The organism is Cereibacter sp. Soil_C_27 (assembly GCF_057657095.1).
On the sequence record NZ_JBDGJD010000001.1, the window covers coordinates 1 to 24,147 of the forward strand.

At 67.0% G+C, this 24,147-nt stretch carries 25 protein-coding genes; 13 read left to right on the top strand and 12 right to left on the bottom strand.

Annotation, left to right across the window (positions count from 1 at the left end; genetic code table 11):
- Nucleotides 1-715: 715 nt before the first annotated feature.
- The 8 genes from AC3A5Z_RS00005 to AC3A5Z_RS00040 form a co-directional block, all read right to left on the bottom strand.
- A complete protein-coding gene (locus AC3A5Z_RS00005; protein WP_487517376.1) occupies nucleotides 716-1,765 on the bottom strand; it encodes an NAD(P)-dependent alcohol dehydrogenase in 1,050 nt (349 codons plus the stop codon).
- Between the two features lie 13 nt (nucleotides 1,766-1,778).
- Complete coding sequence (gene groEL / locus AC3A5Z_RS00010) at nucleotides 1,779-3,410, bottom strand: chaperonin GroEL (protein WP_487517377.1); 1,632 nt, start codon at nucleotides 3,408-3,410, stop codon at nucleotides 1,779-1,781.
- A gap of 51 nt (nucleotides 3,411-3,461) precedes the next feature.
- Nucleotides 3,462-4,223, bottom strand: coding sequence for an iron-sulfur cluster assembly protein (locus tag AC3A5Z_RS00015; RefSeq protein WP_487517378.1), 762 nt, complete (start codon nucleotides 4,221-4,223; stop codon nucleotides 3,462-3,464).
- A 4-nt stretch (nucleotides 4,224-4,227) separates the two neighbouring features.
- Nucleotides 4,228-5,250: an amidohydrolase family protein gene (locus AC3A5Z_RS00020; protein ID WP_487517379.1), complete on the bottom strand. Its 1,023-nt coding sequence runs from the start codon at nucleotides 5,248-5,250 to the stop codon at nucleotides 4,228-4,230.
- A 74-nt stretch (nucleotides 5,251-5,324) separates the two neighbouring features.
- On the bottom strand, nucleotides 5,325-5,693 hold the full coding sequence (locus tag AC3A5Z_RS00025) for an MmoB/DmpM family protein (protein ID WP_487517380.1): 369 nt from the start codon (nucleotides 5,691-5,693) through the stop codon (nucleotides 5,325-5,327).
- Between the two features lie 11 nt (nucleotides 5,694-5,704).
- Nucleotides 5,705-6,763 (bottom strand): aromatic/alkene monooxygenase hydroxylase subunit beta, encoded by a 1,059-nt coding sequence (locus AC3A5Z_RS00030; protein WP_487517381.1) that lies wholly within the window; start codon nucleotides 6,761-6,763, stop codon nucleotides 5,705-5,707.
- A gap of 22 nt (nucleotides 6,764-6,785) precedes the next feature.
- Entirely contained in the window at nucleotides 6,786-7,853 is a 1,068-nt protein-coding gene (locus tag AC3A5Z_RS00035) for a 2Fe-2S iron-sulfur cluster-binding protein (RefSeq protein ID WP_487517382.1), read from the bottom strand.
- 102 nt (nucleotides 7,854-7,955) lie between these two features.
- Complete coding sequence (locus AC3A5Z_RS00040) at nucleotides 7,956-9,623, bottom strand: aromatic/alkene/methane monooxygenase hydroxylase/oxygenase subunit alpha (RefSeq protein ID WP_487517383.1); 1,668 nt, start codon at nucleotides 9,621-9,623, stop codon at nucleotides 7,956-7,958.
- Nucleotides 9,624-9,971: 348 nt separating this feature from the next.
- Between AC3A5Z_RS00040 and AC3A5Z_RS00045 the strand changes: the two genes are divergently transcribed.
- From AC3A5Z_RS00045 to AC3A5Z_RS00100, 12 genes are all read left to right on the top strand, one after another.
- Nucleotides 9,972-10,295 carry a hypothetical protein gene (locus tag AC3A5Z_RS00045; RefSeq protein ID WP_487517384.1) on the top strand — a complete coding sequence of 108 codons (324 nt, stop codon included), beginning with the start codon at nucleotides 9,972-9,974 and terminating at the stop codon, nucleotides 10,293-10,295.
- 13 nt (nucleotides 10,296-10,308) lie between these two features.
- A complete protein-coding gene (locus AC3A5Z_RS00050; protein WP_487517385.1) occupies nucleotides 10,309-11,406 on the top strand; it encodes a WD40 repeat domain-containing protein in 1,098 nt (365 codons plus the stop codon).
- Nucleotides 11,407-11,422: 16 nt separating this feature from the next.
- Nucleotides 11,423-11,626, top strand: a complete 204-nt coding sequence (locus AC3A5Z_RS00055) for a hypothetical protein (RefSeq protein WP_487517386.1) — start codon at nucleotides 11,423-11,425, stop codon at nucleotides 11,624-11,626.
- Nucleotides 11,627-11,770: 144 nt separating this feature from the next.
- The gene (locus AC3A5Z_RS00060; protein ID WP_487517387.1) at nucleotides 11,771-12,247 is read left to right on the top strand and encodes a hypothetical protein; all 477 of its coding nucleotides are present in this window, start codon (nucleotides 11,771-11,773) and stop codon (nucleotides 12,245-12,247) included.
- 91 nt (nucleotides 12,248-12,338) lie between these two features.
- Entirely contained in the window at nucleotides 12,339-14,306 is a 1,968-nt protein-coding gene (locus AC3A5Z_RS00065; protein WP_487517388.1) for a sigma-54-dependent Fis family transcriptional regulator, read from the top strand.
- A gap of 84 nt (nucleotides 14,307-14,390) precedes the next feature.
- Nucleotides 14,391-15,317: a DnaJ C-terminal domain-containing protein gene (locus AC3A5Z_RS00070; RefSeq protein ID WP_487517389.1), complete on the top strand. Its 927-nt coding sequence runs from the start codon at nucleotides 14,391-14,393 to the stop codon at nucleotides 15,315-15,317.
- Nucleotides 15,318-15,321: 4 nt separating this feature from the next.
- A complete protein-coding gene (locus AC3A5Z_RS00075; protein ID WP_487517390.1) occupies nucleotides 15,322-15,624 on the top strand; it encodes a chaperone modulator CbpM in 303 nt (100 codons plus the stop codon).
- A 114-nt stretch (nucleotides 15,625-15,738) separates the two neighbouring features.
- Nucleotides 15,739-16,653, top strand: a complete 915-nt coding sequence (locus tag AC3A5Z_RS00080) for a ring-cleaving dioxygenase (RefSeq protein ID WP_487517391.1) — start codon at nucleotides 15,739-15,741, stop codon at nucleotides 16,651-16,653.
- A complete protein-coding gene (locus AC3A5Z_RS00085; protein WP_487517392.1) occupies nucleotides 16,650-17,288 on the top strand; it encodes an alpha/beta hydrolase in 639 nt (212 codons plus the stop codon). The genes AC3A5Z_RS00080 and AC3A5Z_RS00085 overlap by 4 nt, the downstream gene beginning before the upstream one ends.
- Before the next feature lie 95 nt (nucleotides 17,289-17,383).
- Nucleotides 17,384-18,286 carry an EamA family transporter RarD gene (gene rarD, locus AC3A5Z_RS00090; RefSeq protein WP_487517393.1) on the top strand — a complete coding sequence of 301 codons (903 nt, stop codon included), beginning with the start codon at nucleotides 17,384-17,386 and terminating at the stop codon, nucleotides 18,284-18,286.
- Nucleotides 18,287-18,341: 55 nt separating this feature from the next.
- Nucleotides 18,342-19,766 carry a sensor histidine kinase gene (locus tag AC3A5Z_RS00095; protein ID WP_487517394.1) on the top strand — a complete coding sequence of 475 codons (1,425 nt, stop codon included), beginning with the start codon at nucleotides 18,342-18,344 and terminating at the stop codon, nucleotides 19,764-19,766.
- On the top strand, nucleotides 19,763-20,404 hold the full coding sequence (locus AC3A5Z_RS00100; RefSeq protein ID WP_487517395.1) for a response regulator: 642 nt from the start codon (nucleotides 19,763-19,765) through the stop codon (nucleotides 20,402-20,404). Before AC3A5Z_RS00095 ends, AC3A5Z_RS00100 begins: the two co-directional genes overlap by 4 nt.
- A gap of 3 nt (nucleotides 20,405-20,407) precedes the next feature.
- On the opposite strand, the gene AC3A5Z_RS00105 is transcribed toward AC3A5Z_RS00100, so the two are convergent.
- Together AC3A5Z_RS00105 and AC3A5Z_RS00110 are read right to left on the bottom strand one after the other, a co-directional pair.
- Nucleotides 20,408-21,331, bottom strand: a complete 924-nt coding sequence (locus AC3A5Z_RS00105; RefSeq protein WP_487517396.1) for a hypothetical protein — start codon at nucleotides 21,329-21,331, stop codon at nucleotides 20,408-20,410.
- 83 nt (nucleotides 21,332-21,414) lie between these two features.
- A complete protein-coding gene (locus tag AC3A5Z_RS00110; protein ID WP_487517397.1) occupies nucleotides 21,415-22,053 on the bottom strand; it encodes a hypothetical protein in 639 nt (212 codons plus the stop codon).
- 322 nt (nucleotides 22,054-22,375) lie between these two features.
- Between AC3A5Z_RS00110 and AC3A5Z_RS00115 the strand changes: the two genes are divergently transcribed.
- The gene (locus AC3A5Z_RS00115) at nucleotides 22,376-22,510 is read left to right on the top strand and encodes a hypothetical protein (RefSeq protein WP_487517398.1); all 135 of its coding nucleotides are present in this window, start codon (nucleotides 22,376-22,378) and stop codon (nucleotides 22,508-22,510) included.
- Nucleotides 22,511-22,594: 84 nt separating this feature from the next.
- Here AC3A5Z_RS00115 and AC3A5Z_RS00120 read toward each other — a convergent pair whose 3' ends face one another.
- Nucleotides 22,595-23,200 (bottom strand): alpha/beta hydrolase, encoded by a 606-nt coding sequence (locus tag AC3A5Z_RS00120; protein WP_487517399.1) that lies wholly within the window; start codon nucleotides 23,198-23,200, stop codon nucleotides 22,595-22,597.
- Nucleotides 23,197-24,147, bottom strand: coding sequence for a glutathione S-transferase family protein (locus AC3A5Z_RS00125; RefSeq protein WP_487517400.1), 951 nt, complete (start codon nucleotides 24,145-24,147; stop codon nucleotides 23,197-23,199). Before AC3A5Z_RS00125 ends, AC3A5Z_RS00120 begins: the two co-directional genes overlap by 4 nt.

Genomic DNA, 24,147 nt, shown 5'->3' on the forward strand with positions numbered 1-24,147 from the left:
GCGGGGTGGAGCAGCCCGGTAGCTCGTCAGGCTCATAACCTGAAGGTCACAGGTTCAAATCCTGTCCCCGCAACCAACACTACATCAAGCCCGTAGCTCCGCTGCGGGCTTTGTCATGTCTGGGGCACAGCGGCTAAGATCGCGCCTTTGCCCCCCGGTGGCTCACAGGTCGTCCGCCTCCACGGCGACGCGCAACCTGCGTTTTAGGCTGATCTTCAGCGTTACGCTTCGCTACGCCCGGCCTGTCGAGGCTGGTCATGGGGAGCGCGGCTCGTCTCGCTGAATCTTCGCAAAACCCCTTTGCCAATCCGGCGCTCCCGGCTCCCATTGTTTCCGAAACGAGGAAAATACTGTTCTTTCTCAAAGGATAAGCTGATTCGAATCAGTGGTCCGCCTCGCCCCTCCCACCCTCAGGGATCAGCGGAACTTTGCCTGTGCTGCCCAAATCCGATGCATCCGGCACACCCATGGATTGTGCCCGAAATATGGCCAAACCGAGGGGGTTGAAAGCCGAGGGAAAAAATCGGGCTTTGCGCCGATCAGAGCCGTTTATCCCCCGAAGGGTGGTTGACCCACCTCCGAAAGTAGCTCTTTCTAATTAAATAATTGCTAGACCAGAGCCTTTTTGACCTGACCATTCGCTGCTGCCACAGTTTTTTTCATGCTTATCGGGGACGATCATTGATCGTCCCCTTTTTCTTGTGACCACCCAGCGTCAGGGCACGATGACGCCCCGGCCGGAGAAGCGGCGGTTCTTGAAGTCGTCGAGCGCCTGGTTGATGTCGGACAGCGCATATTGCGTGTAATGCATCTTCACCTTGCCGTCGGCGTTCAGCTCCATCAACTCCACCAGCTCGGTGTAGTTGCCGACGAGGCTGCCGCCGATGTTGATCTCGTTGATCACGAGATGCACCGTCGGCACTTCGATCTTGCCGCCATAGCCGACCATGAGCAGCTGCCCCCCGGGCCGCACCATCTTCCAGGCGAGGTTCTCGACGCCGAGCTCGCCGACGAAATCGATGACGCATTGCGCGCCGCCGCCGGTGATCTGCCGGATCTCCTCCACCACGTCAGGGCCGCCGTCGAGGATGTAATCCGCCCCCAGTTCCTTGCAGAGCGCGCGGGCCGCCGGTTCGCGGTCCACCGCGATGATCCGGCAGCCGGAGATCTCGTGCAGGCATTGCAGGGCGATGTGGCCGAGGCCGCCGACGCCGACGATCACGCAATAGGCGCCGGGGCGCAGGCCCTTGGCGGCCTTCTTCGCGGCGCGGTAGGCGGTGATCCCGGCATCGGCCATGGGAGCCACATCGAGCGGCGTGATGTTGGGGTTCAGCTTGATCAGCGAGCGCTCGGAGGTAACGAAATACTGCGCGAATCCGCCGTCGAGGCCGAGGCCGGGGAAGAGGCTGTGTTCGCAATGCATGTCGTCGCCGTAGCGGCAGCTGAGGCAGATGCCGCAGGTGCGGTGCGGGTGGCAGATCACCGTGTCGCCTGGCTTGACCGAGGTGACGCCGGAGCCGACATCCTCGACCCAGCCGGCGTTCTCGTGCCCCATGATATAGGGCAGGAGGGTGCCGCTGCTGTCCATGATGTCCTTCCAGACGCCCTCGATGATGTGCAGGTCGGTGCGGCAGAGCCCGGCTGCGCCGACCTTCACGATCACGTCGGTGGGGCCGAGGATGTTGGGCTCCTTCACCGCCTCGATCTTGAGTTGTACGTTCATCGCCGGGTCGTAGTCGTAGAGCCTCGCGGCTTGCATGGTCATGGCGTCTCCTCCCTCATTTTCGCCCGAGTTTTTCCGCCCCGCCCCCGAGCGCGCCGCCGGCTGTCGGGTCTTCGTCCTCGGCCAGATCGGCGATCAGGGTTTCGGTGGTCAGGATCAGTGTGGCGACCGAGCCCGCGTTCTCCAGCGCGGCGCAGGTGACGCGGGCGGGATCGACGACGCCCGAGGCCATCAGATCCTCGAAGGCGCCGGTCGCGGCGTTGTAGCCGTGATCGCCCGAGAGGCCGGAGACCTTGCGCACCACCTCATTCGGCTCGGCGCCGGCGTTGAAGGCGATGCGGGCGAGCGGCAGGGTGAGCACCGACTGCACCAGCTCCACCCCCTTGCGCTGATCGCCCGAGAGCGATTTCGCCAGCGCGGTCAGCGTCGGTGCCACCCGGGTCAAAGCCACGCCGCCGCCGGTCAGCACGCCCTCGTCCGAGGCGGCGCGAACGGCGTTCAGGCTGTCCTCGATCAGCTGGATGGTGCGCTTCTGCTCCACCGGGGTAACGCCGCCCGCAAGGATGGTCGCGGTGCCGCCGCAGAGCTTGGCCAGACGTTCCTGCAGCTTGTCCTTGTCGATGTTGGGCGGGGCCGCCTCGAACAGCCGCTGCACCTGGGCGCGGCGGGCGGCGATGGCCTGCGGATCGCCCGCGCCGCGGACGATGATCGTGTCGGAGTTCGTGGCCTCGATCCGCTCGGCGCTGCCCATCTCGGCGCGGGTGATGTCTTCCAGACGCGCGCCGAGATCGCGGGCCAGCACCTTGCCGCCGGTGAGGATCGCCAGATCCTCCATCATCGAGCGGCGCCAGTGGCCGAACTCCGGCGGATGCACCACGAGGAAGCGCGCCGCGGCATCCTTGCCGAGCAGCGATTGCAGCACCTCGGGCGAGGTTTCCTCGGAGATGATGACCAGCGGGCGGTCGTCCTCGGCGGCGATGGTGCGGGCGGCGGCGAGCTGGTCGGGGGTCTTCATCTTGATGTCGGTCAGCACGATGTAGGGATGATGCAGAACGGCGCGCATCGCCTCGAGATCGGTGACCATGTGATGCGAGATGTAGCCCCGGTCGAAGGACATGCCGTCGACCACTTCGAGCGTCGAATGCGGGCCGAGGCCGTAATCGGTCAGGATCACGCCCTGCGCGCCGACGCGGCGAAAGGCTTCGGCCACCAGATCGCCCAGCCCCTTGCTGGAGGCGGAGATCCGGGCGATGGCCGAGAGCTGTTCGTGGTCGCGCACCGGCTTGGCGGCGGCGCGCAGCGCCGCGATGGTGGCGGCGACGGCCTTGTCGATCCCGCGGCACAGCTCCACCGGCTTGGCGCCGCGGTCGATCAGGGCGACGCCGGACTGGATCATGCCATTGGCCAGCACGATCGAGGTGGTGGTGCCGTCACCGGCCACGTCGTTGGTCTGCATCGAGACCTCGCGGACGACCTGCGCGCCCATGTTCTCGAAGCGGTTGAACAGCTCGATCTCGGATGCGATCGACACGCCGTCGCGGCTGATCAGCGGGGTGCCGATCGGGCGGTCGATCATGGCATTCATGCCCTGCGGGCCGAGCGTCGACTCGACGGCGGCGCTGAGTTTCTGCACCCCGACGGCCAGTGCGCGGCGGGCGTCGTTTCCATGAGCGATGATTTTCGGCATAGCTTCCTCCCTCGGCCAAGGCCGATATTGTCAGGTGATGGTGCGGGGGCCTCAGCGGCAGGCGGGCTCGCCCTGCCGCCGGGCGAGGTCGACCAGCACCGGCATCGCGCCGGTCAGGTCGGCCTCCTTGTAGCGGGTTTCCTTCAGCCCACGGCAGAGCGAGCCGGAAAACTCCATGTTTATGCGGACGCTGCGCAGGAGACCCATGTAGTCGCGCAGCCCCTCGGCGGCGATCGCCGTGCCGTCGAAGGCGCAGATCGCCGGGCCTTCGGCCAGACCGCGGTCGCGCAGCAGCTCGGTGTAGCGGCTGCGTTGGCGGCTGGCCTCGGGGTCGAGGGGGCAGGCGTCCAGCGCCGGCAGGGTCATCGAGACGACGACACCGGGAGGTGTGCCGGCAGCGAGGAGGGCCTTGACGACCACCTCTTGCCGGCGCTGGAAGGCCTTCCGCGCGAACTTCTCGCGGAGCGCGGTGAGATCCTCGCCCCCGGTCAGCTCGGCGAAGGCGTCGGAGAACCTGCCCCCCGCGTTGACAGCTGTCATCAGCTCCTCGGCGGCCATGTGATCCTCGAGGCTGACCCGGCAGCGCGAGACCCAAGGCAGGGCCTCGACCTCGCGCTTGATGCCTTCGGCCATCAGGAAGGCGAAGTTGGGCGAACACCAGTAGGTCGGCAGGCGGAAGGCAACCGCCACCTCGGCCCCGGTGACGGAGACCGTCTCGACGAAGCCCATGTCGGTGATGGGATCGTCGAGTTCGGGGTCCGTCACCCGGTCGAGCCGCGCCCAGACCTCGGCAAGCTGATCTGCCAGAGGCATCGGGCTACTCCGCCGCGATCGAGACGGGATGCGAGGCGAACTCGGCCTTGCGCGCCGCGATGTCGATGTCGTAGAGCCGCGCCGCGTTGAGGCCGAGGATCTTCTCCTTGATCTCGTCGGTCAGCTGCACGCCACGCTCCGCCGCGATGTCTTCCGGGATCTGGTAGGCCCAGAGCTTTTCCACCAGCCATTTCGGCGTCCAGATCGCGTAGTCGGAGCCGAACAGGATCTTCTCCGGCCCGATCCAGAACAGGAGTTCCGCGATCACCTCGCCGAAGTAGCGCGGGCGGGCGTGGATGAAGGGAAGCGCGACGGCAAGCCCGGCATAGACGTTGGTTTCCTGCGTGGCGATCCAGCAGAAATCGTCGAGCCGGGGCAGGCCGCAATGCTCGATGATCCAGTTCAGGTTCTGGAAGTCGGTCGCGGCATGGTCGACGTCATGCACGTCGAAGGCATCCTTGTTCAGCGGGATGATCGTCGGGCCCTTGTGGACGTGGATGTTCCTGATGCCGAGCTTGTCGCAGAGCTCGAAGCACTTGTAGGCGTCGGGGTCGTTCAGCCGCCAGCCCTTCGAGGCGCCGTTCCACTCCGCCGTATACATCTTCACGCCCTTGATGTCGTAGGTCTCCTTCATGAAGTGGATGTATTCCAAGGCCTTCTCGCCCTCGCGCGGGTCGAAGGCGCCGTTGACGATGAAGCGGTTGGGATATTTCTTGGCGATCTCGGTCGTGCGCTCGATGCAGCCGAAGCCGGTCTTGTAGAAATCCTTCAGCGAGGTGGTCTGGAAGATGGCGATGTCATCGGGGCCATCGACGAAGAGGTCGTTGTAGAGCTGGTCGGCGCCGTATTTCTCGAACTTGGCCTTTTCCCAGAGCTGCTCCTTGGGGCTCAGGCCGGTGTGATAGGCGTAGAAGCAGTCGATGAACTGCTTGCCATGCACATTGGCCTGGTTCTCGGGGGAGCCGTCCCAGAAATGGGTATGGCCGTCGACCACGAAAATCTCCTTGCCTTCGGGTGTCACGAACATCTTTGCTGCCTTTCGCTGTCGCAGATGCGGATGGTGGGGGCAGGCGCGGGAGGCGATCCCCCCGCGCCGGAGGGTCAGATGAATTCGAGCATCTCGTTCATGTCGCCGAACAGGATCACGGTGTTGTCGTCGGTCCGGACCATGCGGCCGTAATGGGTGGAGGAGTTCACCTCGAACAGTTCGGCCGTCATCTCGCGGCCGAGGTATTCGCCGATCTCGTCCATCTTGAAGATCATCTTGCCGTCGCCATCGATCCGGATCAGCGCCGGGTTGTAGGTGACGGTGACGCCGGGCTTGGTTGCCATGTATTCCGCGATGGCGCGGGCCTCGACCGAATCCGACATGGTGACGCCGCACTGGTGCGAGACGGTCTTTTCGAAGGTGATGTCCTTCATCGCCTTGAAGATGTTGTCGTGCGAGTTGTCGCGCGCGATGTTCGACATGGGGCTTCTCCTTAGCGGGACAGGTTGAGTTCGGTGAGGATCTTGCCGAAGCGCTCCTCGGCCACGGCGCGCGCCTCGTCGTAGCTGACGGGCTTCGCATGGGCCTGCGACCAGATCGGCTGCAACTGGCGCGAGGCTTTGTCGGCGAGGCTGGCGTGGGTCATGATCCAGTGCTGGAACAACTCGCGGTTCTGCGCGCCATGCACCTCGTCATTGGCGAGGAGGTAGATGAGGTCGATGGTGTTGGCGAGATTGCGCTCGTAATCGCCCTCTGCCGCGGCGATCACCGAGGGTGTCATGAAATCGTTGTTCGGCGCGCCGGCCTGCATCAGGAAGCCGGAGCGGAAGAGCTCGCCCACCAGGGGCTCGAAGACGAGGTTGATGGCGAAATACTGCTCGAGGAAGTCGCTGGTCCCCATGATGGTTTCCACCGCCTCGCGCGTGCCCTGCCAGGTGTCGTCCTCGAGCCAGGCACGCTTGCCCGCCTCGTCGTCCCAGCCCGCGATACCCATGCCGATCTCGGCCAGATAGAGCGTGATGTCCTGCGACAGCCGCAGCTTGTAGCTGGAATTGGTCAGCGTGGCGTTGTTGATCATCTGGGTGTAGCCGTAGCGCTGCGCCTGCATGAGCGAGGTGCCGAGGCCGAATTCGGCATGTTTCCACGCGCCCAGATGCTTCTGCAGGATCTTGCCCCAGGCGGCGTCGAAGGCATGCTGCGCGCCCGACTTGCGCCCGTTGGCGATGACCGATTGCACCATCACCTCGATGCGCGACTGGCGCTGGTAATGGGTGCGCTCCCATTCCTGATCCGGGGCGCGGAAGGCATGCCAGTTGGAGCTTTTCGCCCGGGTGCTGTCCTTCTCGTAGGCGCCCTTGCCATTGGGAAAATTGATGATCCAGTTCTGGATCAGATAGCGCTCGGGGTCGGGCTGGACGTCGACGGTGACATCCTCGTAATGCGTGGCGCGCTTGCCGCGCGGTTCGAAGTAGCGGTATTTCCGGCTTTCGCTGTCGACGAATTGCGCGGCACCTGCGGCACCCGAGCCGACCGAGCTTGACGTGGCAACCATCTGTCTCTCTCCCTTTGCTGGTTCAATGCGCCTTCACGGGGGCGGGCGCGGTCGATGTGGTGAACTTGTCGTAGAAGGTGCGGTCCGGGTCGAAATCGAGCATGAACAGCACCGGGCTGAGCGCGTCGATCATCGGCGGCGGGCCGCAGGCATAGGCGTCTCCCTGTCCCTCGATCCCGAGCGCGCGCAGGTGGCTGCCGACGACCGTGTGCACGAAGCCTTTGGCCCCGGACCAGTCGGCATCGTCATCGGCGTGCGAGAGCACCGGGATGAAATGGATTTCCGGATGGGCCGCGGTGATCGCGGCGATGCGGTCGAGGTAGAACAGGTCGGCCCGGCTGCGGGCGCCGTAGAAGAAGTAGACCGGACGCTGTTCGCCGCTGGCGATGTGGTCGTGCAGGATCGACCAGATCGGTGACATGCCCGAACCCGCGGCGACCAGCACTATCGGTCCGGTTCTTTCTTCGCGGCGGAAGCAGCTGCCGTAGGGTCCGCGGACGGTGACGGGGGCTCCGACTTCGATGCCTCCGCTGTCGAGCTCGCTGGAGAAGCGTCCGTCGGGGTATTTCTTGATGATGAACTGCAGCCTCTGGGTTTGGTCCGGCGTATTTGCCATGGAGAACGAGCGCGTAATCTCCTCCCCCTCTTTGGTCCTGACCGTGATGTCGACATATTGCCCGGCCCAGAATTTGATCGGCGACTCGAGCTCGATCTCGATGGCGCGGATGTCGTGGGTGAGGTTGGCCTTCGCGGCGATCCGGCCCTTGAAGTCCTTCACGGCGATGGATTTCGACAGCAGCTCCTCGTCGAAGTTCAGAAGCTCGATGGTCAGGTCGTCCTGCGCGAGCGAACGGCAGAGCAGGATGCCGCCATTCTCGCGCTCGCCATCCGACAGGGCGAAGGTGGAGTATTTCTTCAACTCCACCTCGCCTTCCAGAAGGTTGCACTTGCAGGCCGAGCACTGGCCCTCCTTGCAGCCGTGCGGCAGCGAGATGCCTTGGCGGAAGGCGGCATCGAGCAGGGTCTCGTCATCGGTGACGTCGAACTCGACCCCCACGGGCTCCAGTCGGACGGTGTAGGTCTGGGACATCTGAAACGCCTTTTCAGGGTATGACCGGGGGGCCGGCGCCCCGGGGAAGGGGGGCGCCGGGTCTGGGTCGCGGGCCGTTCGGGGCGGCCCGCTCTCAGGCGGTCAGTGGCAGGGGTTGATCGTGAACCCGGCGCGGTATTCGGCCAGATGCGCCTCGCGGGCCTCGGGAGACATCTCGCGCAGCGTGATCAGGGGCGAGCCGAGCGTGTTGCCGCGGACGTGGTCCAGCGTCCACATGTCCTTGTCGTCGAAGCGCAGATGCGGCTGCGGCACGAGGGTCTTGCCGTCGGAGCGCACGAAGTTCAGATCGACGATCGCATCGGCCAGATCGACGCCGTGATAGATCGTCTCCCATTCCCGCTTGCCCGAGAAGCGGCCCATCGCCGGGGTCGGCCGACCCTGATATTCGTCGGCAAAGGCCTCTACGGCGGTCCAGCGGTCGATCTCATGCGCGAAGGTGTGCAGCTGGCCGTCGATCTCGTCCACCACCATGTCCTCGCGGATCAGGCAGGGCACGAGGCAGGACCAGCAGCGGTGCGGGTAGACGTAGCCGACCTCCTGGTTGAAGGTGATGACCTGCTGGCCGGGCTTGGAGAGCTTGGCATACCACTTCCAGAAATCGCCGAACTCGGCATACCACCCCGGGTACTTGTGCTCGAACCACTCGAAGTCCTTCTCGGTCTGGGCCTCGATCCGCCAGAAGTTCACCGGCCAGCCGACGGCGAAGAACTGTCCGACCTTGTGGACGTAGTTCTTCTTGGTGATCCGCTCCCAGGCCGCCGTCACGTCGTCATGGTGGATCTTGATGCCGTATTTCTCCATCGGCAGCATGTAGGTGCGGTAATAATCCTCGTAGACCCAGCGATGCCACATCTCGGCATAGCTTTCCTTGTTCTTGTCGCGGTCGGTGGTGCCGTATTCGATGAAGGTGCCGATGGCCGCATCGACGATGGCATGGTTCTGCCAGAAGGCATATTTCATGTCGCGCTCGATCAGCAGGTGGTTCTCCGGCTCCTTCAGCGCGGCCATCATCAGCGAGTGGCCGTTGCCGATATGGCGGCTCTCGTCGGACTGCACCGAGAGGAAGACGGTCGGCAGCGCATAGTCGCCGTTGCGGGCGGCCTCGGATGGCATGGCGACGAAGAGCGTGTTGGTGAAGGCGGTCTCGGCCACCACGGTCAGATACATGCAGGCCGCCGTCATCGCATCGCCGGTGAGGAAGCCCTCGCCGAACTGGCGCCCGATGGTGGTGGCATAGCATTTGCCGAAGGCTTCCTCGGTGATGTCGAAGCCCGCCGGATCGATGTAATTCTCCATGTACCACTTCTTCAGGTTCATCTGGATCGTGGAGTGGCGGAATTCATCGACCATCTGCATGGTAAAGCCGGTGCGCAGGTCTTCGCCCGGGGCGAGGCGGCTGACCATGGCCATGGAGCGGGCGGCCGAGATCTCCGGGAAGGGGATGATCGCCAGGAACAGCTTCATCCATTCGACCCAGCGCGGCTCGACGTTGCGGAACATGTCGCCGCGCAGGGCAGCATCGAGCGCACCGTAGACGCGGTTGTCCTTCTCCTCCTGCATCGAGAAGTAGGAGCGCAGCACCTGCTTCATCGGGTCGCGCGGCGCCTTGGTGATCTTGTAGTCGGAGGGATAGGTCATCGCCTCCTGCACGTAGGAGGGGTTCCACCCGAGGTCCGAGATCTTCTTCGTCGCATCGGCCACCGAGATGCCCTTCTGCGACGTGATCTTGTTCAGCGTCAGTGTCGACATTTGCTCACCTTTCTGGATGAATGGGATGGCAGTGGGGGCTGGCCCCCTTGTCGTCGGCAAAGGTCAGAGGTGCGGTCGCGGCGTGACCGGCAGGCAGCCTGACATTGTTGAAAATATTTTCCAAACGCAGGCCTCCCTTCCTTCGTTCTTGAACCGCCGGGGCGTTCCGCCTTGCGGTCTTCTTTGTTCGATGAGGCATGATGGCGACGGAAAATCGCTGCGACCTAGGGGAAAAAAATCTGTAACGAAGCGATGCGCGACTGTAACGCTCTGTGACAGACTCCGAATTTCCGGGAAATTTTTCAGCGTTTCGTAAACTGCCGGCATCCGGGTGAAGGGAGCGGGCTTGTGGCGGACGCGGCGGAGACTCAGGAGCGGATGCTGGGCCTGCAGAAGATGCGGGTCACGCTGGTCATCATGCTGAGCCAGGAGACGACCAAGCTGCTGAGCCGCCAGCAGCGCCTCGCCGGCAAGGAGATCGAGCTGCTCTGCGCCGAGCGCGATCTGGAGGCGCTGCCCGAGGACGGATCGCTGCGCAAGGCCCTGACCCGGGCGAAGCACGAGCAATCCTCGGCCCGCGAGCTGCTGAAGGTCACCGAGGACGAGATCACGCGCATGGAGGAGCTGCTGGCCAAGGTCGACGCCGATATCGGCGCGCTGTGCCAGTCCTGACAGGGGGAAGAGGATGAGAGACGAACGCGCCCATCTGCAACTGTTCGACCTGATCGCGCGGGAGTGGAGCCTGCCCGCCGCGGTGGATCAGGTGCTGTTCAACGCCGCGGGCAGCGCCGTGGCCTTCGCCTCTGCCGATGGCGCAGTGCATCTGGCGGCGGTGGCCGACCGCGAGTCGGCCAACAGCCGGGTGCGCCGGGCGCTGGACACCGGGCGGCTGACCATCGCGCCGCGGGCCAAGCCCTGCCCGCCGCTGAAGCCCTGCGATCACACGCTCGGCCGCAGCTCTCTGCCGGCGCGTCTGGGGCCGAGCGGCTTTGCCTTCGGCAAGACCACGGGCCGGATCAATTCGGTCTCGCCCGGGGGGATCGCCGCGCATATTCCGGCGCGCTGCGACGGGCCGGTGAGCGCGCTGGCCGCGACGCCGGATGGCGGGATCGTCGCCTATGGCTGTGGCGCCGAGGTGCATCTGGCGCCGCGCGACGAGAGCCAGGACCTGACGCTGACTGCCCCCGCCGAGGTGACCGCCCTGGCCTTCTCGCCCGACGGGCAGGAGCTGGCGGTGGCGCATGGGCTGGGGCTGACGCGCTGGCGGATGACCGACCTCGCCGTGCCGCTGGCCGAAATCTCCTTGCCGCGCCCGGTGGCACTGGTCTGGGACGAGACCGCGCAGCGGCTGGCGGCGCTGATGGAAGGCGACGGCTTCTGCCTGATCGATGCGGTCACAGGCGCGGTGGAGCGGCAGGGCAGCTTTCCCGCCCCGGTGCGCAGCCTGTCCTTCAGCCGGCCGGGCAAGGCGGTGCTCGCCTCGGGCGCCTTCCGCGTCGCGGGCTGGGCGGAGGGCGTGCCGGTCAGCACCGGTCGCCCCGGTCTGGTGCTGGTCGAAGCGGTGGCCGCGGCCCCGAACCGCCCGCTGGTCGCGGTGGGCTATGCCAACGGGCTTCTGAGCCTCGCCGAGATCGGCGGGCCCTCGGAGATCCTTCTGCGCGAGAATACCGGCGCGGCGGTCACCGCGCTCGCCTTCTCGCCCGACGGCGCCTGTCTGGCGCTGGGCGGTGCCGATGGCAGCGCCGCGCTGGTCGAGCTTCCCGATGCCATGTTCAAATCCTGAAACCCGGAGACTGCCGATGATCGCCGACAAGATGGACCTGACCGACGAGGAAAAGAGCAAGGACGCCTTCTTCCAACGCATCGCGCTGATCGGCGAGGAGATGATCGCCGCGCATGGCCGCGAGTTCGCGGTGGGCGCCTTCGTGCTGGCGGCGCGCTGGATCAGCGAGGGGCGGATGGGCGGTGCCGCGACACCGCAGCAGCCGGTCAGGCCCAGCTGAGCCCGAGTGTAAAGAAACGTTCCACATCCGCTCCTTTCCGCCCGTGGCTGTGGAAAATGCGCCCGAATCATGGCCGCGTGCTAATGTCTGCATCTCCACTGCATGAATATTGATCCTGCGGTGGACCGTAAGGGAGTGTGTTCGTTGGATATCATCTCGAAACGAAGCGGCCCCCGACCCGAAGACCAGCAGGCCAAGCAGCATCTCCGCCAGAACTGGGGGACGATCGAGAAGCTGGCCGATACCTTGAGCGGGGGGAAATACTCTGCCGACAAGGCCAGGAAGGCCGCACCGCCACCGCAGGCCTCGGGGCTGATCTTCGTCGATCAGGCGCCGCGCCGGGTGGCGAGCGATCCGCAACCCTATCTTCGCATCAGCACCAATGGCCGCGTGGTCGTCGCCGATGCCGAGAGCGGGCTGCAGATGCAGTTCCTCGGCCAGCTGAAGCGGCTGGCCGGCGAGACGCGCTTCGTGCTGGCGACATCGGAAAACGGTTTCATCACCCCGCTCGATCCGCAGGTTCTGGAGGAGATTGCGGATCTCGGCGGGCGCAAACTGGACCGCGACTATACCGAGGACGATCTGGCCCGCGACCTGAAGCAGCGGCTGAAGATGGCCTGACCCATCCCCAGCCAAGCGCGAGACGGCCGGACAAGGCCGCATGACGTTTAGCCCGGCAGTTCCGATTAAATCCACGGGAGGGGATTTAATGATGAGTTCAGACCAACGCGCCCGTCCGGGTGCGCCCCGGCTCGGCTTCGATTTCGGTGACATAGACCCGCAGGAAACCTCGAAGGCCTGGACACGCTTTCTGGCCAGCCGCAACGCGCCGAGCATGCCGGTGACAGGGGTGCGGTCGGTGATCTACCAGTCCTGGGTGCGCAGCAACACCACCGGGGTGAAGCCCGAGCAATGCGCGGCGCCCTCGCTGGAGCGGGGCCGGGCGCGCAGCAAGTCCACCTACGATCAGGACGAGCTGCGCCGCGCCACCCGCGCCTCGCTGGCGCAGATCGGCGAGCTGCTGACCGGTGCCGAGGCCATGCTGATCCTGACCGACCGCGACGGGGTGATCCTCGAGACGGTGGGGGACAACAGCACGCTGGGCAAGGCCGCCAAGATCAACCTGAGCGTCGGCGGCGTCTGGAGCGAGCATGCCTCGGGCACCAACGGCATCGGCACCGCGCTCTGGACCGGACAGCCGGTCTATGTGCATGGCGAGGAGCATTTCTGCGAGGGGATGAAGGCCTGGAGCTGCGCCGCCGCCCCGATCCGCGACCCGGTGGACCAGAGCATCATCGGCGTCATCAACCTCTCGGGGTTGACCACGATCTTCCAGAAGCACAACGCCGCCTTCGCCGCCACCGCCGCGCGCGACATCGAGGTGGCGCTGAAGGAGGGCCAGTGGCTGCAGAACATGCGGCTGATGGAGGCGATCATCGGCAAGTTCCCGGCGCGGGCGCAGGAGCCGACCGAGGGGCTGGCCATCGTCGACCGGTTCGGGCGGCTGATCTTCAACCGCAACACCGGGCTGGAGATGGCGCAGACCGACCGCGATCTGGGGCTCGGCGCGCGGTTTCTCGAGTTGCCGGACGGGATCACCGAGGAGAAGATCCTGGCTTCGCTGCCCGCCGAACATGGCTGTCAGGACGTGAAGCTGATCGCCATCGACGGCGAGGTGCGCGGCGCGGCGCTGGTCTTTGCCAAGCCCGAACGCCGCTCGCCGCGCCCTCTGGCGCTGCCGCCGCTGCCGGGGATGCAGGTGGCGGGCACCGACCTCAAGATCGTCGGGCGCAGCGAGGCGATCCTCGAGGCGCTCGACGTGGCCTCGCGCATCGCCACCGTCAACAGCCCGACGCTGATCGAGGGCCAGACCGGCGTCGGCAAGGAGCTCTTCGCCCGGCTGATCCATTCGCGCATGTATCAGGGCCGCACCGAGGGCTTCACCGCGATCAACTGCGGTGTCGTCACCCCCGAGATGTTCCGCGACACGGTGCTGAGCCTCGAGACCGGCACGCTCTGTCTCGACGAGATCGGCGAGCTGCCGGCCGAGATGCAGCCCTATCTGCTCCGGGCGCTGGAAGAACAGGTCGCCGGGCCACAAGGCGGGGCGGCGCGGTCTTCGGCGCGGGTGCTGTCTCTGACCAATCGGCAGCTCTTGCACGAGGTCGATGCGGGCCGCTTCCGCCGCGACCTGTTCTACCGGATCTCGAGCATCATCCTGAAGATCCCGCCGCTGAAACAGCGCGGCGAGGACATCCTGCTGATCGCCGAGCATTACAATCGCAAGATCAGTGCCGAAACCGGGCGTGATCTGCTGGTGCTGGGGCCCGAGGTGCAGGAGGCGCTGCTGGCGCATGACTGGCCGGGGAATGTGCGCGAGCTGCGCAACGCGATCTCGGGGCTGCATTTCCTCGCCAAGTCGCGCCGGGTGACGCTGGACGACCTGCCGCGCGACGTGACCCAGCCCGCCGACCCGCTGCCGCCCGCCTCGGGCTATGCGCAGGAGCTGCGGCTGGCCAGCGCCGCCTCGCTGCGCCACGCCGAGGAGATGCTGGTGGGCAATGCGCTGATCCAGCATCAGGGCAACATGAGCCAGGCCGCGCGGGCGTTGGGCATCTCGCGGCCCACGCTCTATCGCAAGATGCAGACCTACGGCATCAAGATGGCGACCAAGGGCTGAGCACGGCGAGACTGCTATTGCCGGAGAAATCGGCTATCCTTCCGGCAGCACCCCCGCATGGCGGTGCGCCGAGGACATGCAGGCATGGACTACAAGGATTACTACAAGACGCTCGGTCTCGCCCGGACCGCGACGCAGGACGAGATCAAGCGGGCCTACCGCAAGCTCGTGCGCAAGCACCACCCCGATGCCAATGTCGGCTCTGCCGAGTCGGAGGCGATGTTCAAGGAGGTGGGCGAGGCCTATTCGGTCCTGAGCGACGAGGAGAAGCGCGCGGCCTATGACCAGCTCGGCAGCGACTGGCAGGCCGGGCAATCCTTCCGGCCGCCGCCCGACTGGCAGGGGCGTGGCGCGCAGGACCCCGGCGACGCGCAGGCCTTCAGCGATTTCTTCGAGACCCTGTTCACCCGCCGCGGCGGCGGTGGCGGCGCGCGAGAGTTCCATGCGCAGGGGCAGGACCAGCATGCCCGGATCGAGATCGCCCTGCGCGACGCCTACGAGGGCGCGACGCATGAGGTGACGATGCGCATGCCCGAGGTGGATGCCGCGGGCCGCATGGTGCTGCGCGACCGGACACTGCGGGTGCGCATCCCCAAGGGCGTGACCGAGGGCCAGCACATCCGCCTGCCGGGCAAGGGCGCGCCGGGCTATGGCGAGGGGCGGCCGGGCGATCTTTACCTCGAGGTGGCGCTCAGGCCCGATCCGGTGTTCAGCGTCGAGGGGCGCGACGTGTTCTTTGACGTGCCGGTGACGCCATGGGAGGCGGCGCTGGGCGGGCGGATCGCGGTGGAGACCCCGAGCGGCTCGGTGGAGCTGTCGATCCCCGCACATGCGCAATCGGGCAAGAAGCTGCGGCTGAAGGGGCGTGGCATCCCGGGCGAGCCGCCGGGCGACCTTTATGCCGTGCTGCGCATCGTCGTGCCGCCGCGTGACACCGAGGCGATGCGCGATCTCTATCGCCAGATGGCGAAACTGTCGGATTTCGATCCGCGCAAGACGATGGGAGGCTGAGCCGATGACCGAAGACCCGGAAGTGGTGGGGATGCTCACCCTGACCGAACTCTCGCGCTCCTGCGGGGTGGAGGGGCGGTGGATCGTCGAACTGGTGGAGCAGGGCATTCTCGAGCCCGGTGGCGGCAGTCGCAGCGAGTGGCGCTTTGCCAGCGTCAGCCTGACCACCGTCAGCCGGGTGCAGCGGCTGCAGCGCGATCTGGGGGTCAACCTGCCCGGCGCGGCGGCGATCCTGACGCTGACGGAGGAGACGGCGCGGCTGCGGCGGCGGCTGAGGATGCTGGAGGCCTTCGAGCGCGGCGAGTGAGACCCGTGCAAATCTGCACATCCTCCGTGAGCTGATCGGCCTTCTGTGCTTCACAATCTGCGTTATCTTGGCTCTCAAGAAAGCCCGCCCCGATGGCGGCGCAAGGAGGACACCATGACCAGCATTCCCGGCATCCACCATGTCACCGCGATTTCCGGCCCGCCGCAGGAGAACGTCGACTTCTACACCGGCACGCTGAAACAGCGGCTGGTGAAGAAGACCGTGAACTTCGACGATCCCGGCACCTACCACCTCTATTACGGCGATCAGGCCGGTTCGCCCGGCACGATCCTGACCTTCTTCCCCTTTGTCGATGCCGGCCCCGGCCGCGCCGGTCCGGGGATGGCGAGCGCCTATGCCTATGCCGTGCCCGCCGGTCGCTTCGACGCGCTGATGGAAGAGCTGGCGCTGCAGGCGGTCGATTTCGCCGGCCCCTTCGAGCGGTTCGGCGCGCGGGTCATCATCCTGCGCGATCCCGATGGCGCGCCGGTCGAGCTGGTGGAAACCGCCCGCCCGGGGATGGAGCTCGACGGCTTCCACTCGGTCACGCTCTGGCTGCGCGATCCGGCGCCGACGGCGAAGCTTCTGGGCGATGTCTTCGGCTACCGCGATGCGGGCAGCGAGACGGTCGGCGGGGTGGAGCGTCTGCGGCTGCAGGCGCCGGGTGACGAGCGCGGCAACATCGTCGACCTGATCCGCTCCGACAAGGCGTCGATCGGGCGGCCGGGGGCGGGGACGATCCACCACGTCGCCTTCCGGGCGCGCAGCGATGACGAGCAGCGCGGCTGGATCGAGAGCCTGGCCAAGGCGGGGCACCGCACCACCGAGGTGATCGACCGGCAGTATTTCAACGCGATCTACTTCCGCGAGCCCGGCGGCGTGCTGTTCGAGATCGCCACCGATCCGCCCGGTTTCGCCGTGGACGAGGCGCCCGAGACGCTCGGGCAGTCGCTGAAACTGCCGGCGAAATACGAGGCCATGCGCGACCGGATCACCCGGGTGCTGCCGCCGCTGAAGGTGCGGGCATGAAACGGGCAGGGGCTTCTACGGGGCGCGCTTCGGCGGGCCTCGTGCTCCTGCACGGGCGCGGGGCGGGGGCTGCGGATATCCTGCAGCTCTCCGACCTGCTGGGCCTGCCCGAGGTGGCGGCGCTCGCCCCGGAAGCCCCGGGGCGCAGCTGGTGGCCGACGAGCTTCCTCGCCCCCGCCGCGCAGATGGAGCCGCACGTCCAGCATGGGCTCGGCGCCATCCGCGAGGCGGTCGCGGCCTTCGAGGCCGAGGGCCTGCCGCGCAACCGGATCTGGCTCGCCGGGTTCAGCCAGGGCGCCTGCCTCGCGCTCGAGGCCTTCGCCCGCGAGGGTGCGGGGCTTGCCGGGGTGCTCGGTTTCTCCGGCGCGCTGGTCGGCACGGCCGATGCCGAGGGCGGGCCCGAGCCCGCGCTCTACGGTCATCGCCCCAAGCGGCTGGACTATCCGGCGGCGACCGGCGACGTCTGGCTCTCGGTGCATCAGCGCGACCCGCATATCCCGCTGAAACGGGTGGAGGACAGCGCCGACGCCCTGCGCGCCGCCGGTGCGACGGTGGAGCTGCAGGTCTACCCCGGCGAGGGGCATGGCGTGATGCGCGCGGATCTGGCCGCCCTCAGGGCCCGGCTCAACCGCTGATCCATCACCGCGCCTGATTGTGACGGTCACAACTTGGCATTGGTTCTTCTCAAAGGGATGGGTTAGCCCTTCGCCCTCGGACGGAGGGCTGACCCATGGCGGATGTGCAGATTGTGAAGAACGAGGACAGCCTGCGCGGGCTGTTCTTCGCGCTGGCGGCCTATGGGCTCTGGGGCTTCCTGCCGGTCTACATGAAGGCGCTCGCCCATGTCTCGCCCGCCGAGGTGATCGCGCATCGCGTGCTCTGGTCGGTGCCCGTCGCGGGCGCCGTGCTCTGGAGCCTCGGGCGGACGCAGGATCTGAAGGTCGCGATGCGCAACCCGCGGATGCTGGGCATGGCGGCGCTGACGGCGGCGCTGATCTCGGTGAACTGGGGCATCTATGTCTGGGCCATCGGCTCGGGTCATGCGCTGGATGCGGCGCTGGGCTATTACATCAACCCGCTGTTCTCGGTCCTGCTCGGCGCGCTTCTCTTGGGCGAGCGGCTCTACCCGGCGCAGAAGCTGGCGCTGGGCATCGCCGCCCTCGCCGTGGCGGTACTGACCTGGGAAGCCGGGCGGCTCCCCTGGGTGGCGCTGGCGCTGACCCTGACCTGGGGCGCCTATGCCTATCTGAAGAAATCCCTGCCCATCGGCCCGAACCAGGGCTTCCTGCTGGAAGTGCTGCTGCTGCTGCCGCCGGCGCTCGGCTATATCGGCTGGCTGGTCTTCACCGGGCAGAGCCATTTCCTGACCGGTGTGCCCACCGACACGGTGCTGCTCTTGGGCTGCGGCATCGTCACCGCCGTGCCGCTGATCCTCTATGCCAACGGCGCGAAGCTGCTGAAGCTCTCCACCATCGGCATCCTGCAGTATATCGCGCCGACGATGATCTTCCTCACGGCGGTCTTCCTCTTCGGCGAGCCCTTCCTGCGGGCGCAGATGATCGCCTTCCCGATGATCTGGCTGGCCTTGGTGATCTATACTGCCTCGCTGATCAGCCAGTCGCGGCGGCGCTGAAGGGTCGGACCAAAGTCTGTATCTCACCATGCGGGCCACCTGCTAGAAGGCTGGCATGGCTTCCGATCTTCCCCAGCCTGCCCCGGCGCGGCGCTTTCTCTGGTCTTCCTGGTCGCTGGCGACCCAGTTCGCGGTTGCGGGCGGGCTGGTGATGCTGCTGGCCATGCTGGCGGTGGGCAGCTGGGTGACCGCCCGGATCGAGGAGGCGGTGGTGCGCAACACCGCCAACGCCACCGCGCTCTACATGGAAAGCTTCATTTCGCCGCTCAGTCAGGATCTGGCGAAATCCTCGGTGCTTTCGGCCGGTGCCAAGCGGGCGATGGACGAGATCTTCACCGACACCCCGCTGGGCGAGCGCGTGGCCTCCTTCAAGATCTGGAAGGAGGACGGGCTTCTGGTCGATGCCTCCAACGAGGCGCTGATCGGCCAGCGGTTCGAGATGACCGACGACCTTCGGCAGGCCTTCCAGGGCGAGGTGCGCGCCGATTTCGAGCAGCTGGGCGACCCGGAGGACAGCGAAGAGCGCGCGCTGGGCTTGCCGCTGCTGGAGATCTACAGCCCGATCCGCGAGGTCTGGTCGGGCGACATCATCGGCGTGGCCGAGTTCTACGAGGTGGCAACCGGGCTCAGCGAGGATCTGGCCCGCGCCCGGCGCAACAGTTGGGCGACGGTGGCGGTAATCATGCTGCTGATCGGCGCCAGCCTCTATGCCATTGTGCTGCGCGGCAGCCGCACCATCGACCGCCAGGTGGAAGACCTCATCCGCCTCTCCGAGCACAACACCGCGCTGCGGTTGCGGGTGCAGCAGGCGGTGTCGCGCTTTACCGCCATGAACGATCAGGCGATGCGCCGGATCGGGGCCGACCTGCACGACGGCCCGGCGCAGATGATGGCTTTCGTCGCGCTGCGGATCGACGATCTGCGCAGCGCCGATCCCTCGCCCGAGGCGCAGGGCCGCTTCGACGAGGTGGAGCGCGCGGTGAAGGATGCCATGCGCGAGATCCGCCACATCGCCCGTGGCGTCTCGCTGCCCGAGGTGGCGCATCGCAGCATCGGCCAGCTGGTGCAGAGCCTCGCCGAGGCCCATTCCGCCCGCACCGGCGCCGAGGTGAAGCTGCGGATGCGCCTGCCCGAGACGCTGCCCGACCTGCCGGTGGCGGTGAAGATCTGCCTCTACCGCTTCGTGCAGGAGGGGCTGACCAACGGCTGGCGCCACGCGGGCGGGCGCGGGCAGGAGGTGCGGATGTCGGTCAGGAACACCCTGCTGCGCGTCTCGGTGCTGGACGAGGGCCCGGGCTTTCCCGAGACGACGGTGCCCGGTGACGACGAGGGGGGCATGGGGCTCTCGGGGCTGATGGACCGGGTGGAGAGCCTCGGCGGGCTTTTCGAACGGCTGAACCGCCCACCGCGCCGCACCGGCGAGATCGGCACCGCTGGCGCCGAACTGCGCATGACACTCGATCTGGGAGGACCATTATGACGACGATCCGCATCGTGGTGGCCGACGACCACCCGATCTACCGCGAGGGCGTGGCCCGCAGTCTGGCCGACGACCCCGAGCTGGAGGTGGTGGCACAGGCGCAGGATGCCGATGCGGCGGTGGAGGAGACCCAGCGGCTGAAGCCGGATCTGGTGCTGCTCGACATCTCGATGCCGGCGGGCGGCGGGATCTCGGCGCTGCTGCGGATCATGGCGCTGCCAGAGCCGCCGCGCGTGGCGATGCTCACCGCCTCGGAGGAAGACGACGACGTGATGCAGGCGCTGAAGGCCGGGGCCATCGGCTATGTGCTCAAGGGCATCGGTTCGCGCGAGCTGGTGCGGCTGGTCAAGGACATGGCGGGCGGGCAGTCCTATGTCTCGCCCATGCTGGCGGCGCGCATCCTCAACGCGATGCGCTCGCGCAGCCAACAGATCGCGGTCAGTCCGCTCGATGACCTGTCGAAGCGCGAGGAGGACATCCTGCGTCTGGTGGCGCAGGGCAAGAGCAACAAGGAAGTGGGCCGCGATCTGGATCTGCAGGAGAAGACGGTCAAGCATTACATGACCTCGATCCTGCAGAAGCTGCATGTGCGCAACCGCGTCGAGGCGGCGGTTCTGGCGCGGCAGCACCTGAAATAGCGCTCAGTTGCCGAGGTAGCCCAGCATCCGCTGCGCGTCGTCCCGGGTGGCGCGGCGGCGGGTGACCACGTTGCCGTTGGGATCGGTCAGCGAATAGCGCGCGCCGTCCAGTTTCTCGGACCAGCCGGCGGAATCCGTCAGCGTCACGGTATCGCGGTCCTTGGCGATCACCACCGCGCTGATCGGAAGATCCCGCGCCCGCGCCGTGCCGATCACCCGGCCGATGTCGCGCAGCCGCCGCCGGTCGGCGCCGGTCGCCTCGCGCCGCTCGCGCAGACGGCCCTGCGCATCGATGCGCTCGTAGAGCCCGTCATGCAGCAGCTCGCGGCTGCCGTCGTTGAACACCACATTGATGCCGCCGCGCGCCCCGGCCTGCTCCTGCCGCGCGGCCGACCCGCCCGCCTTGCCTGCGGCACCGCCCTTGCCGGAATTGGCGCCCCCGCCGGAGCTGCCGTTGCCGGAACTGCCACCGCCGTTGCCGGAGTTCCCACCGCTGCCGGGGTTGCCACCGCCGCCCGCGTTGCCGCCACCGGAATTGTCCCCCGACCCGGAGCTGCCGGAACCCGAGTTGCTCCCCGACCCGGAATTGCCGCCCGACCCGGACCCGGAGTTGTCGTCGTCGTCATCCCCGCCGCCCGACCCGGAAGAGCCGCTGCCGGACGAGTCATCGTCGTCGTCGCTGTCCCCGCCGCCGCTGTCATCGGAGTCGTCATCGTCGTCGCTGTCGTCGCCCTTGTCGGAGTCGTCCTTGTCCGAGTCGCCCTTGTCGCTGTCGTCGGACTCGTCCGACCCGCCGTCGTCATCCGACTTCTCGCCCCGGTCGCCATCCTTGGCGAAGGCCGCGCCGCCGAGCTCGGGCAACGCGGTTGCGGCCGGTCCCAGAAGGGCCAGCACCGTCAGCAAGGTCAGCAAGGCTCTGCGGGTCATTTCGGTCCTTCGCCCCTCCGGCTGGTCTGCGGGCGGCGGCCCCTCCGCAAGGGCCGCCGCCATGTCCTCGGTTCCTGCGGCGCTCAGAGCGCGTTCAGGCGGTCGTAATCGGCCTTGCGGGCGGGGCGCTCCACGATGGTGTTGTTGAAGCGGTCCTTGCGCTCGTAGCGACCGTTCTCGATCTCCTCGCGCGAGCCGTCGGCATAGGTCACCTCGATGCCCGTGCGCGACGACTCGATCTTGGCGACGCGCTTCGATCCGCCGGTGCTGCCGTTGCCGCCCGACTTGCCACCCTTGGCACCCTTGCCCTGCTTGCCACCGTTGCGGCCCTTGCCTTCGGCGATGTCGCTGGCGCTGGGGTTGTCGTCGAAGCGGTCGTCGCCCCGGTCATCATGGCCGCGGCCATGGTGGCCCGAATCGTCATAGGAGTCATCGTCGTCATAGGAGTCATCGTCGCGGTCGTCGTCGTCGTCGTCATGCGACCCGCCGTGGCCCGAGTGGTCGTCGTCATCGTCGCTTTCATCGTCGTCGCGGTCGCCGCCCTTGTCGTCGCCCCGGTCATGGTCGGAGGAATCGTCCGAGCCGTTCCTGGCATGGGCATAGGCCGGTTCCAGCTTCAGGCCCGCGCCGTCGGCGACCAGCGTGACGGGGGCCGCGGTCAGCAGGGCGGCGATGCAGGTGGTGGCGAACAGGCGGGCGGGGGTGATCAGGTGCAGCGTCATCGGTCTTCTCCATCTGGGTCTGCCCGCGGGGTTCGTGGGCCTGACACGGTGATGACACGAGTTCCGGCCTGCCCACAGATGCGGGGGACCTCTGGCACCAAGCGCCCGACGTCCGCCACCCATCCTCGTCCATAAGTCGGGCTCCGTCTTCGGACCAAGGTCGGACAAGCCGTTTTGCCACGGGATTTTAGCCGGGCTTGAAGGTCATCGGACCAAGGTCCGGTGCATGCGCAAAGCGTTCGGGTAAGATTGTTGCCGGCACTGCGTTAGCCCCGTTTCACGGGGGCCCGCGTCGGCGCCCGCCCGGGATGTGGAGATTGCCATGCAGACGACCCTTACGCTCGCCCTCCTGCTGCTGGGGTCCGGCCTCGCCACCTGTCTCGTGGTGTTCCCGCTGGAGCCTGCGGTCGTCCGCGTCGGCGCCTCGCGCCGCCCGGGCGGGACACCCCGCCGCTGATCAAGGGCTTCCAGGTTCCGGCCCGAGCCCCTCACGGGCCGGACTTGCCGCCGGTCGGGCACCCCAACCTGACCGGCGGTCCTTTCAGACCGCCGTGCCCTGCAGCTCCGCCGCCAGAAACCGTCCCGCCTGCAGCGCCGCCTCGTCGGTGAAGCCGTGGCCGACGCCCGGCAGCAGCAGCAGATCCACGCCCTTCACCCGCCCCGCCAGCGCCGCGCGTGCCTTGCTCGATTCGGCATGCGGGATCGCCTGATCCTCCATGCCATGCACCAGAAAGAGCCCGGTCTTCGCCGAAGGCGTAAGCGGCTCGGGCAGCGAGAAGCGCCCCGAGAAAGCGACGCAGGCCGCCACCGGCCAGCGCCCCGAGGCCACCGCATCCAGCGCCATCGTCGCGCCCTGCGAGAACCCGACCAGCGCCACCCGCTCCAGCGGCAGATCCCCGATCAGCCCGCCGATCAGCGCGTCGAAGGCGGGCCGCGCCGCCCTGACCCGGGCGGGGCGGTCGGCCTCGGTCACGCTGGCAAGGCTGAACCACTGCCGCCCCGGCCCGCCCTGATCGAAGGCGAAGGGCGCGTCGGGGGAGATGAACGCGGTCTCGGGCAAAAGCCCGGCCCAGAGCTCGCCCAGCCGCGCCAGATCCGCCCCCCGCGCCCCCACGCCATGCAGCAGCAGGACGAGGCTGCGGCTCATGCCCAGTCGAGCACCGGCCCGGCAGGCACGATGCCCTGCGGGTTCACCGCCCGGATCGAGGCATAGCCAAGCTTGATGTGGTCGAGGTTCACCGTCTCGCGCACCCCGGGCACCGCCAGCACCCGCTTCAGATAGGCGCTGAGCCCCGGATAGTCGCTCAGCCGGCGCAGGTTGCACTTGAACAGCGTGTGATAGGCCGGATCGAAGCGCACCAGGGTGACAAGGGCGCGGATGTCGGTCTCGGTGAAGCTCTCGCCCATCAGATAGCTGCGCCCGTCCGCAAGCCGCTCCTCCAGCGTGTCGAGGGCTTCGAAGACATCCTGCACCGGCTCGTCATAGGCCTCCTGCGTGGTGGCGAAGCCCGCGCGATAGACGCCGTTGTTGAGCCGGGGATAGATGTAGTCGTTCAACGCGTCGATCTCGTCGCGCAGCGCCGCAGGGTAAAGCTCCGGCCCGCTCGCCAGCCCGCCGAAACCCTGATCGAGCATCCGCACGATGTCGGCGCTTTCGTTGTTCACGATGGTCCGCCGCTCCTTGTCCCAGAGCACTGGCACCGTCGCGCGCCCGGTGTAGCCCGGATCGGCGCTGCTGTAGAGCTCGTGCAGATAGGTGGCGCCGTTCAGCGTATCCCGGTCCGCGCCCGGATAGTCGCCGAAGCGCCAGCCCTGCGCGGTCATCACCGGCTCCAGCACCGAAACCGAGATCGCCTCCTCCAGGCCCTTCAGCTTGCGCGCCACCAGCGTGCGCGAGGCCCAGGGACAGATGAGCGCGACATAGAGATGATAGCGCCCCGCCTCGGCGGGATAGCCGGCCTCGCCGCTCGGCCCGGCGCTGCCATCCGGGGTGATCCAGTGCCGGAAGCTCGAGGTCTGGCGCACGAAGCCACCCTTCTCGTCCTTCACCTGCACCGGCTGCCAGTCGTCCGTCCATTTTCCGTCCACCAGCAT

What these genes read in the sequence shown, in the direction of transcription:
- AC3A5Z_RS00085 (WP_487517392.1), top strand. Translation starts at nt 16,650, where the DNA reads ATGAAACGGGCAGGGGCTTCTACGGGGCGCGCTTCGGCGGGCCTCGTG.
- AC3A5Z_RS00025 (WP_487517380.1), bottom strand. Translation starts at nt 5,693, where the DNA reads ATGTCGAACATCGCGCGCGACAACTCGCACGACAACATCTTCAAGGCG.
- AC3A5Z_RS00055 (WP_487517386.1), top strand. Translation starts at nt 11,423, where the DNA reads ATGATCGCCGACAAGATGGACCTGACCGACGAGGAAAAGAGCAAGGAC.
- AC3A5Z_RS00115 (WP_487517398.1), top strand. Translation starts at nt 22,376, where the DNA reads ATGCAGACGACCCTTACGCTCGCCCTCCTGCTGCTGGGGTCCGGCCTC.
- AC3A5Z_RS00125 (WP_487517400.1), bottom strand. Translation starts at nt 24,147, where the DNA reads ATGCTGGTGGACGGAAAATGGACGGACGACTGGCAGCCGGTGCAGGTG.
- AC3A5Z_RS00015 (WP_487517378.1), bottom strand. Translation starts at nt 4,223, where the DNA reads ATGCCTCTGGCAGATCAGCTTGCCGAGGTCTGGGCGCGGCTCGACCGG.
- AC3A5Z_RS00065 (WP_487517388.1), top strand. Translation starts at nt 12,339, where the DNA reads ATGAGTTCAGACCAACGCGCCCGTCCGGGTGCGCCCCGGCTCGGCTTC.
- AC3A5Z_RS00120 (WP_487517399.1), bottom strand. Translation starts at nt 23,200, where the DNA reads ATGAGCCGCAGCCTCGTCCTGCTGCTGCATGGCGTGGGGGCGCGGGGG.
- groEL (WP_487517377.1), bottom strand. Translation starts at nt 3,410, where the DNA reads ATGCCGAAAATCATCGCTCATGGAAACGACGCCCGCCGCGCACTGGCC.
- AC3A5Z_RS00075 (WP_487517390.1), top strand. Translation starts at nt 15,322, where the DNA reads ATGACCGAAGACCCGGAAGTGGTGGGGATGCTCACCCTGACCGAACTC.
- AC3A5Z_RS00110 (WP_487517397.1), bottom strand. Translation starts at nt 22,053, where the DNA reads ATGACGCTGCACCTGATCACCCCCGCCCGCCTGTTCGCCACCACCTGC.
- AC3A5Z_RS00035 (WP_487517382.1), bottom strand. Translation starts at nt 7,853, where the DNA reads ATGTCCCAGACCTACACCGTCCGACTGGAGCCCGTGGGGGTCGAGTTC.
- AC3A5Z_RS00020 (WP_487517379.1), bottom strand. Translation starts at nt 5,250, where the DNA reads ATGTTCGTGACACCCGAAGGCAAGGAGATTTTCGTGGTCGACGGCCAT.
- AC3A5Z_RS00040 (WP_487517383.1), bottom strand. Translation starts at nt 9,623, where the DNA reads ATGTCGACACTGACGCTGAACAAGATCACGTCGCAGAAGGGCATCTCG.
- AC3A5Z_RS00080 (WP_487517391.1), top strand. Translation starts at nt 15,739, where the DNA reads ATGACCAGCATTCCCGGCATCCACCATGTCACCGCGATTTCCGGCCCG.
- AC3A5Z_RS00005 (WP_487517376.1), bottom strand. Translation starts at nt 1,765, where the DNA reads ATGACCATGCAAGCCGCGAGGCTCTACGACTACGACCCGGCGATGAAC.
- AC3A5Z_RS00050 (WP_487517385.1), top strand. Translation starts at nt 10,309, where the DNA reads ATGAGAGACGAACGCGCCCATCTGCAACTGTTCGACCTGATCGCGCGG.
- AC3A5Z_RS00030 (WP_487517381.1), bottom strand. Translation starts at nt 6,763, where the DNA reads ATGGTTGCCACGTCAAGCTCGGTCGGCTCGGGTGCCGCAGGTGCCGCG.
- AC3A5Z_RS00095 (WP_487517394.1), top strand. Translation starts at nt 18,342, where the DNA reads ATGGCTTCCGATCTTCCCCAGCCTGCCCCGGCGCGGCGCTTTCTCTGG.
- AC3A5Z_RS00070 (WP_487517389.1), top strand. Translation starts at nt 14,391, where the DNA reads ATGGACTACAAGGATTACTACAAGACGCTCGGTCTCGCCCGGACCGCG.
- rarD (WP_487517393.1), top strand. Translation starts at nt 17,384, where the DNA reads ATGGCGGATGTGCAGATTGTGAAGAACGAGGACAGCCTGCGCGGGCTG.
- AC3A5Z_RS00105 (WP_487517396.1), bottom strand. Translation starts at nt 21,331, where the DNA reads ATGACCCGCAGAGCCTTGCTGACCTTGCTGACGGTGCTGGCCCTTCTG.
- AC3A5Z_RS00100 (WP_487517395.1), top strand. Translation starts at nt 19,763, where the DNA reads ATGACGACGATCCGCATCGTGGTGGCCGACGACCACCCGATCTACCGC.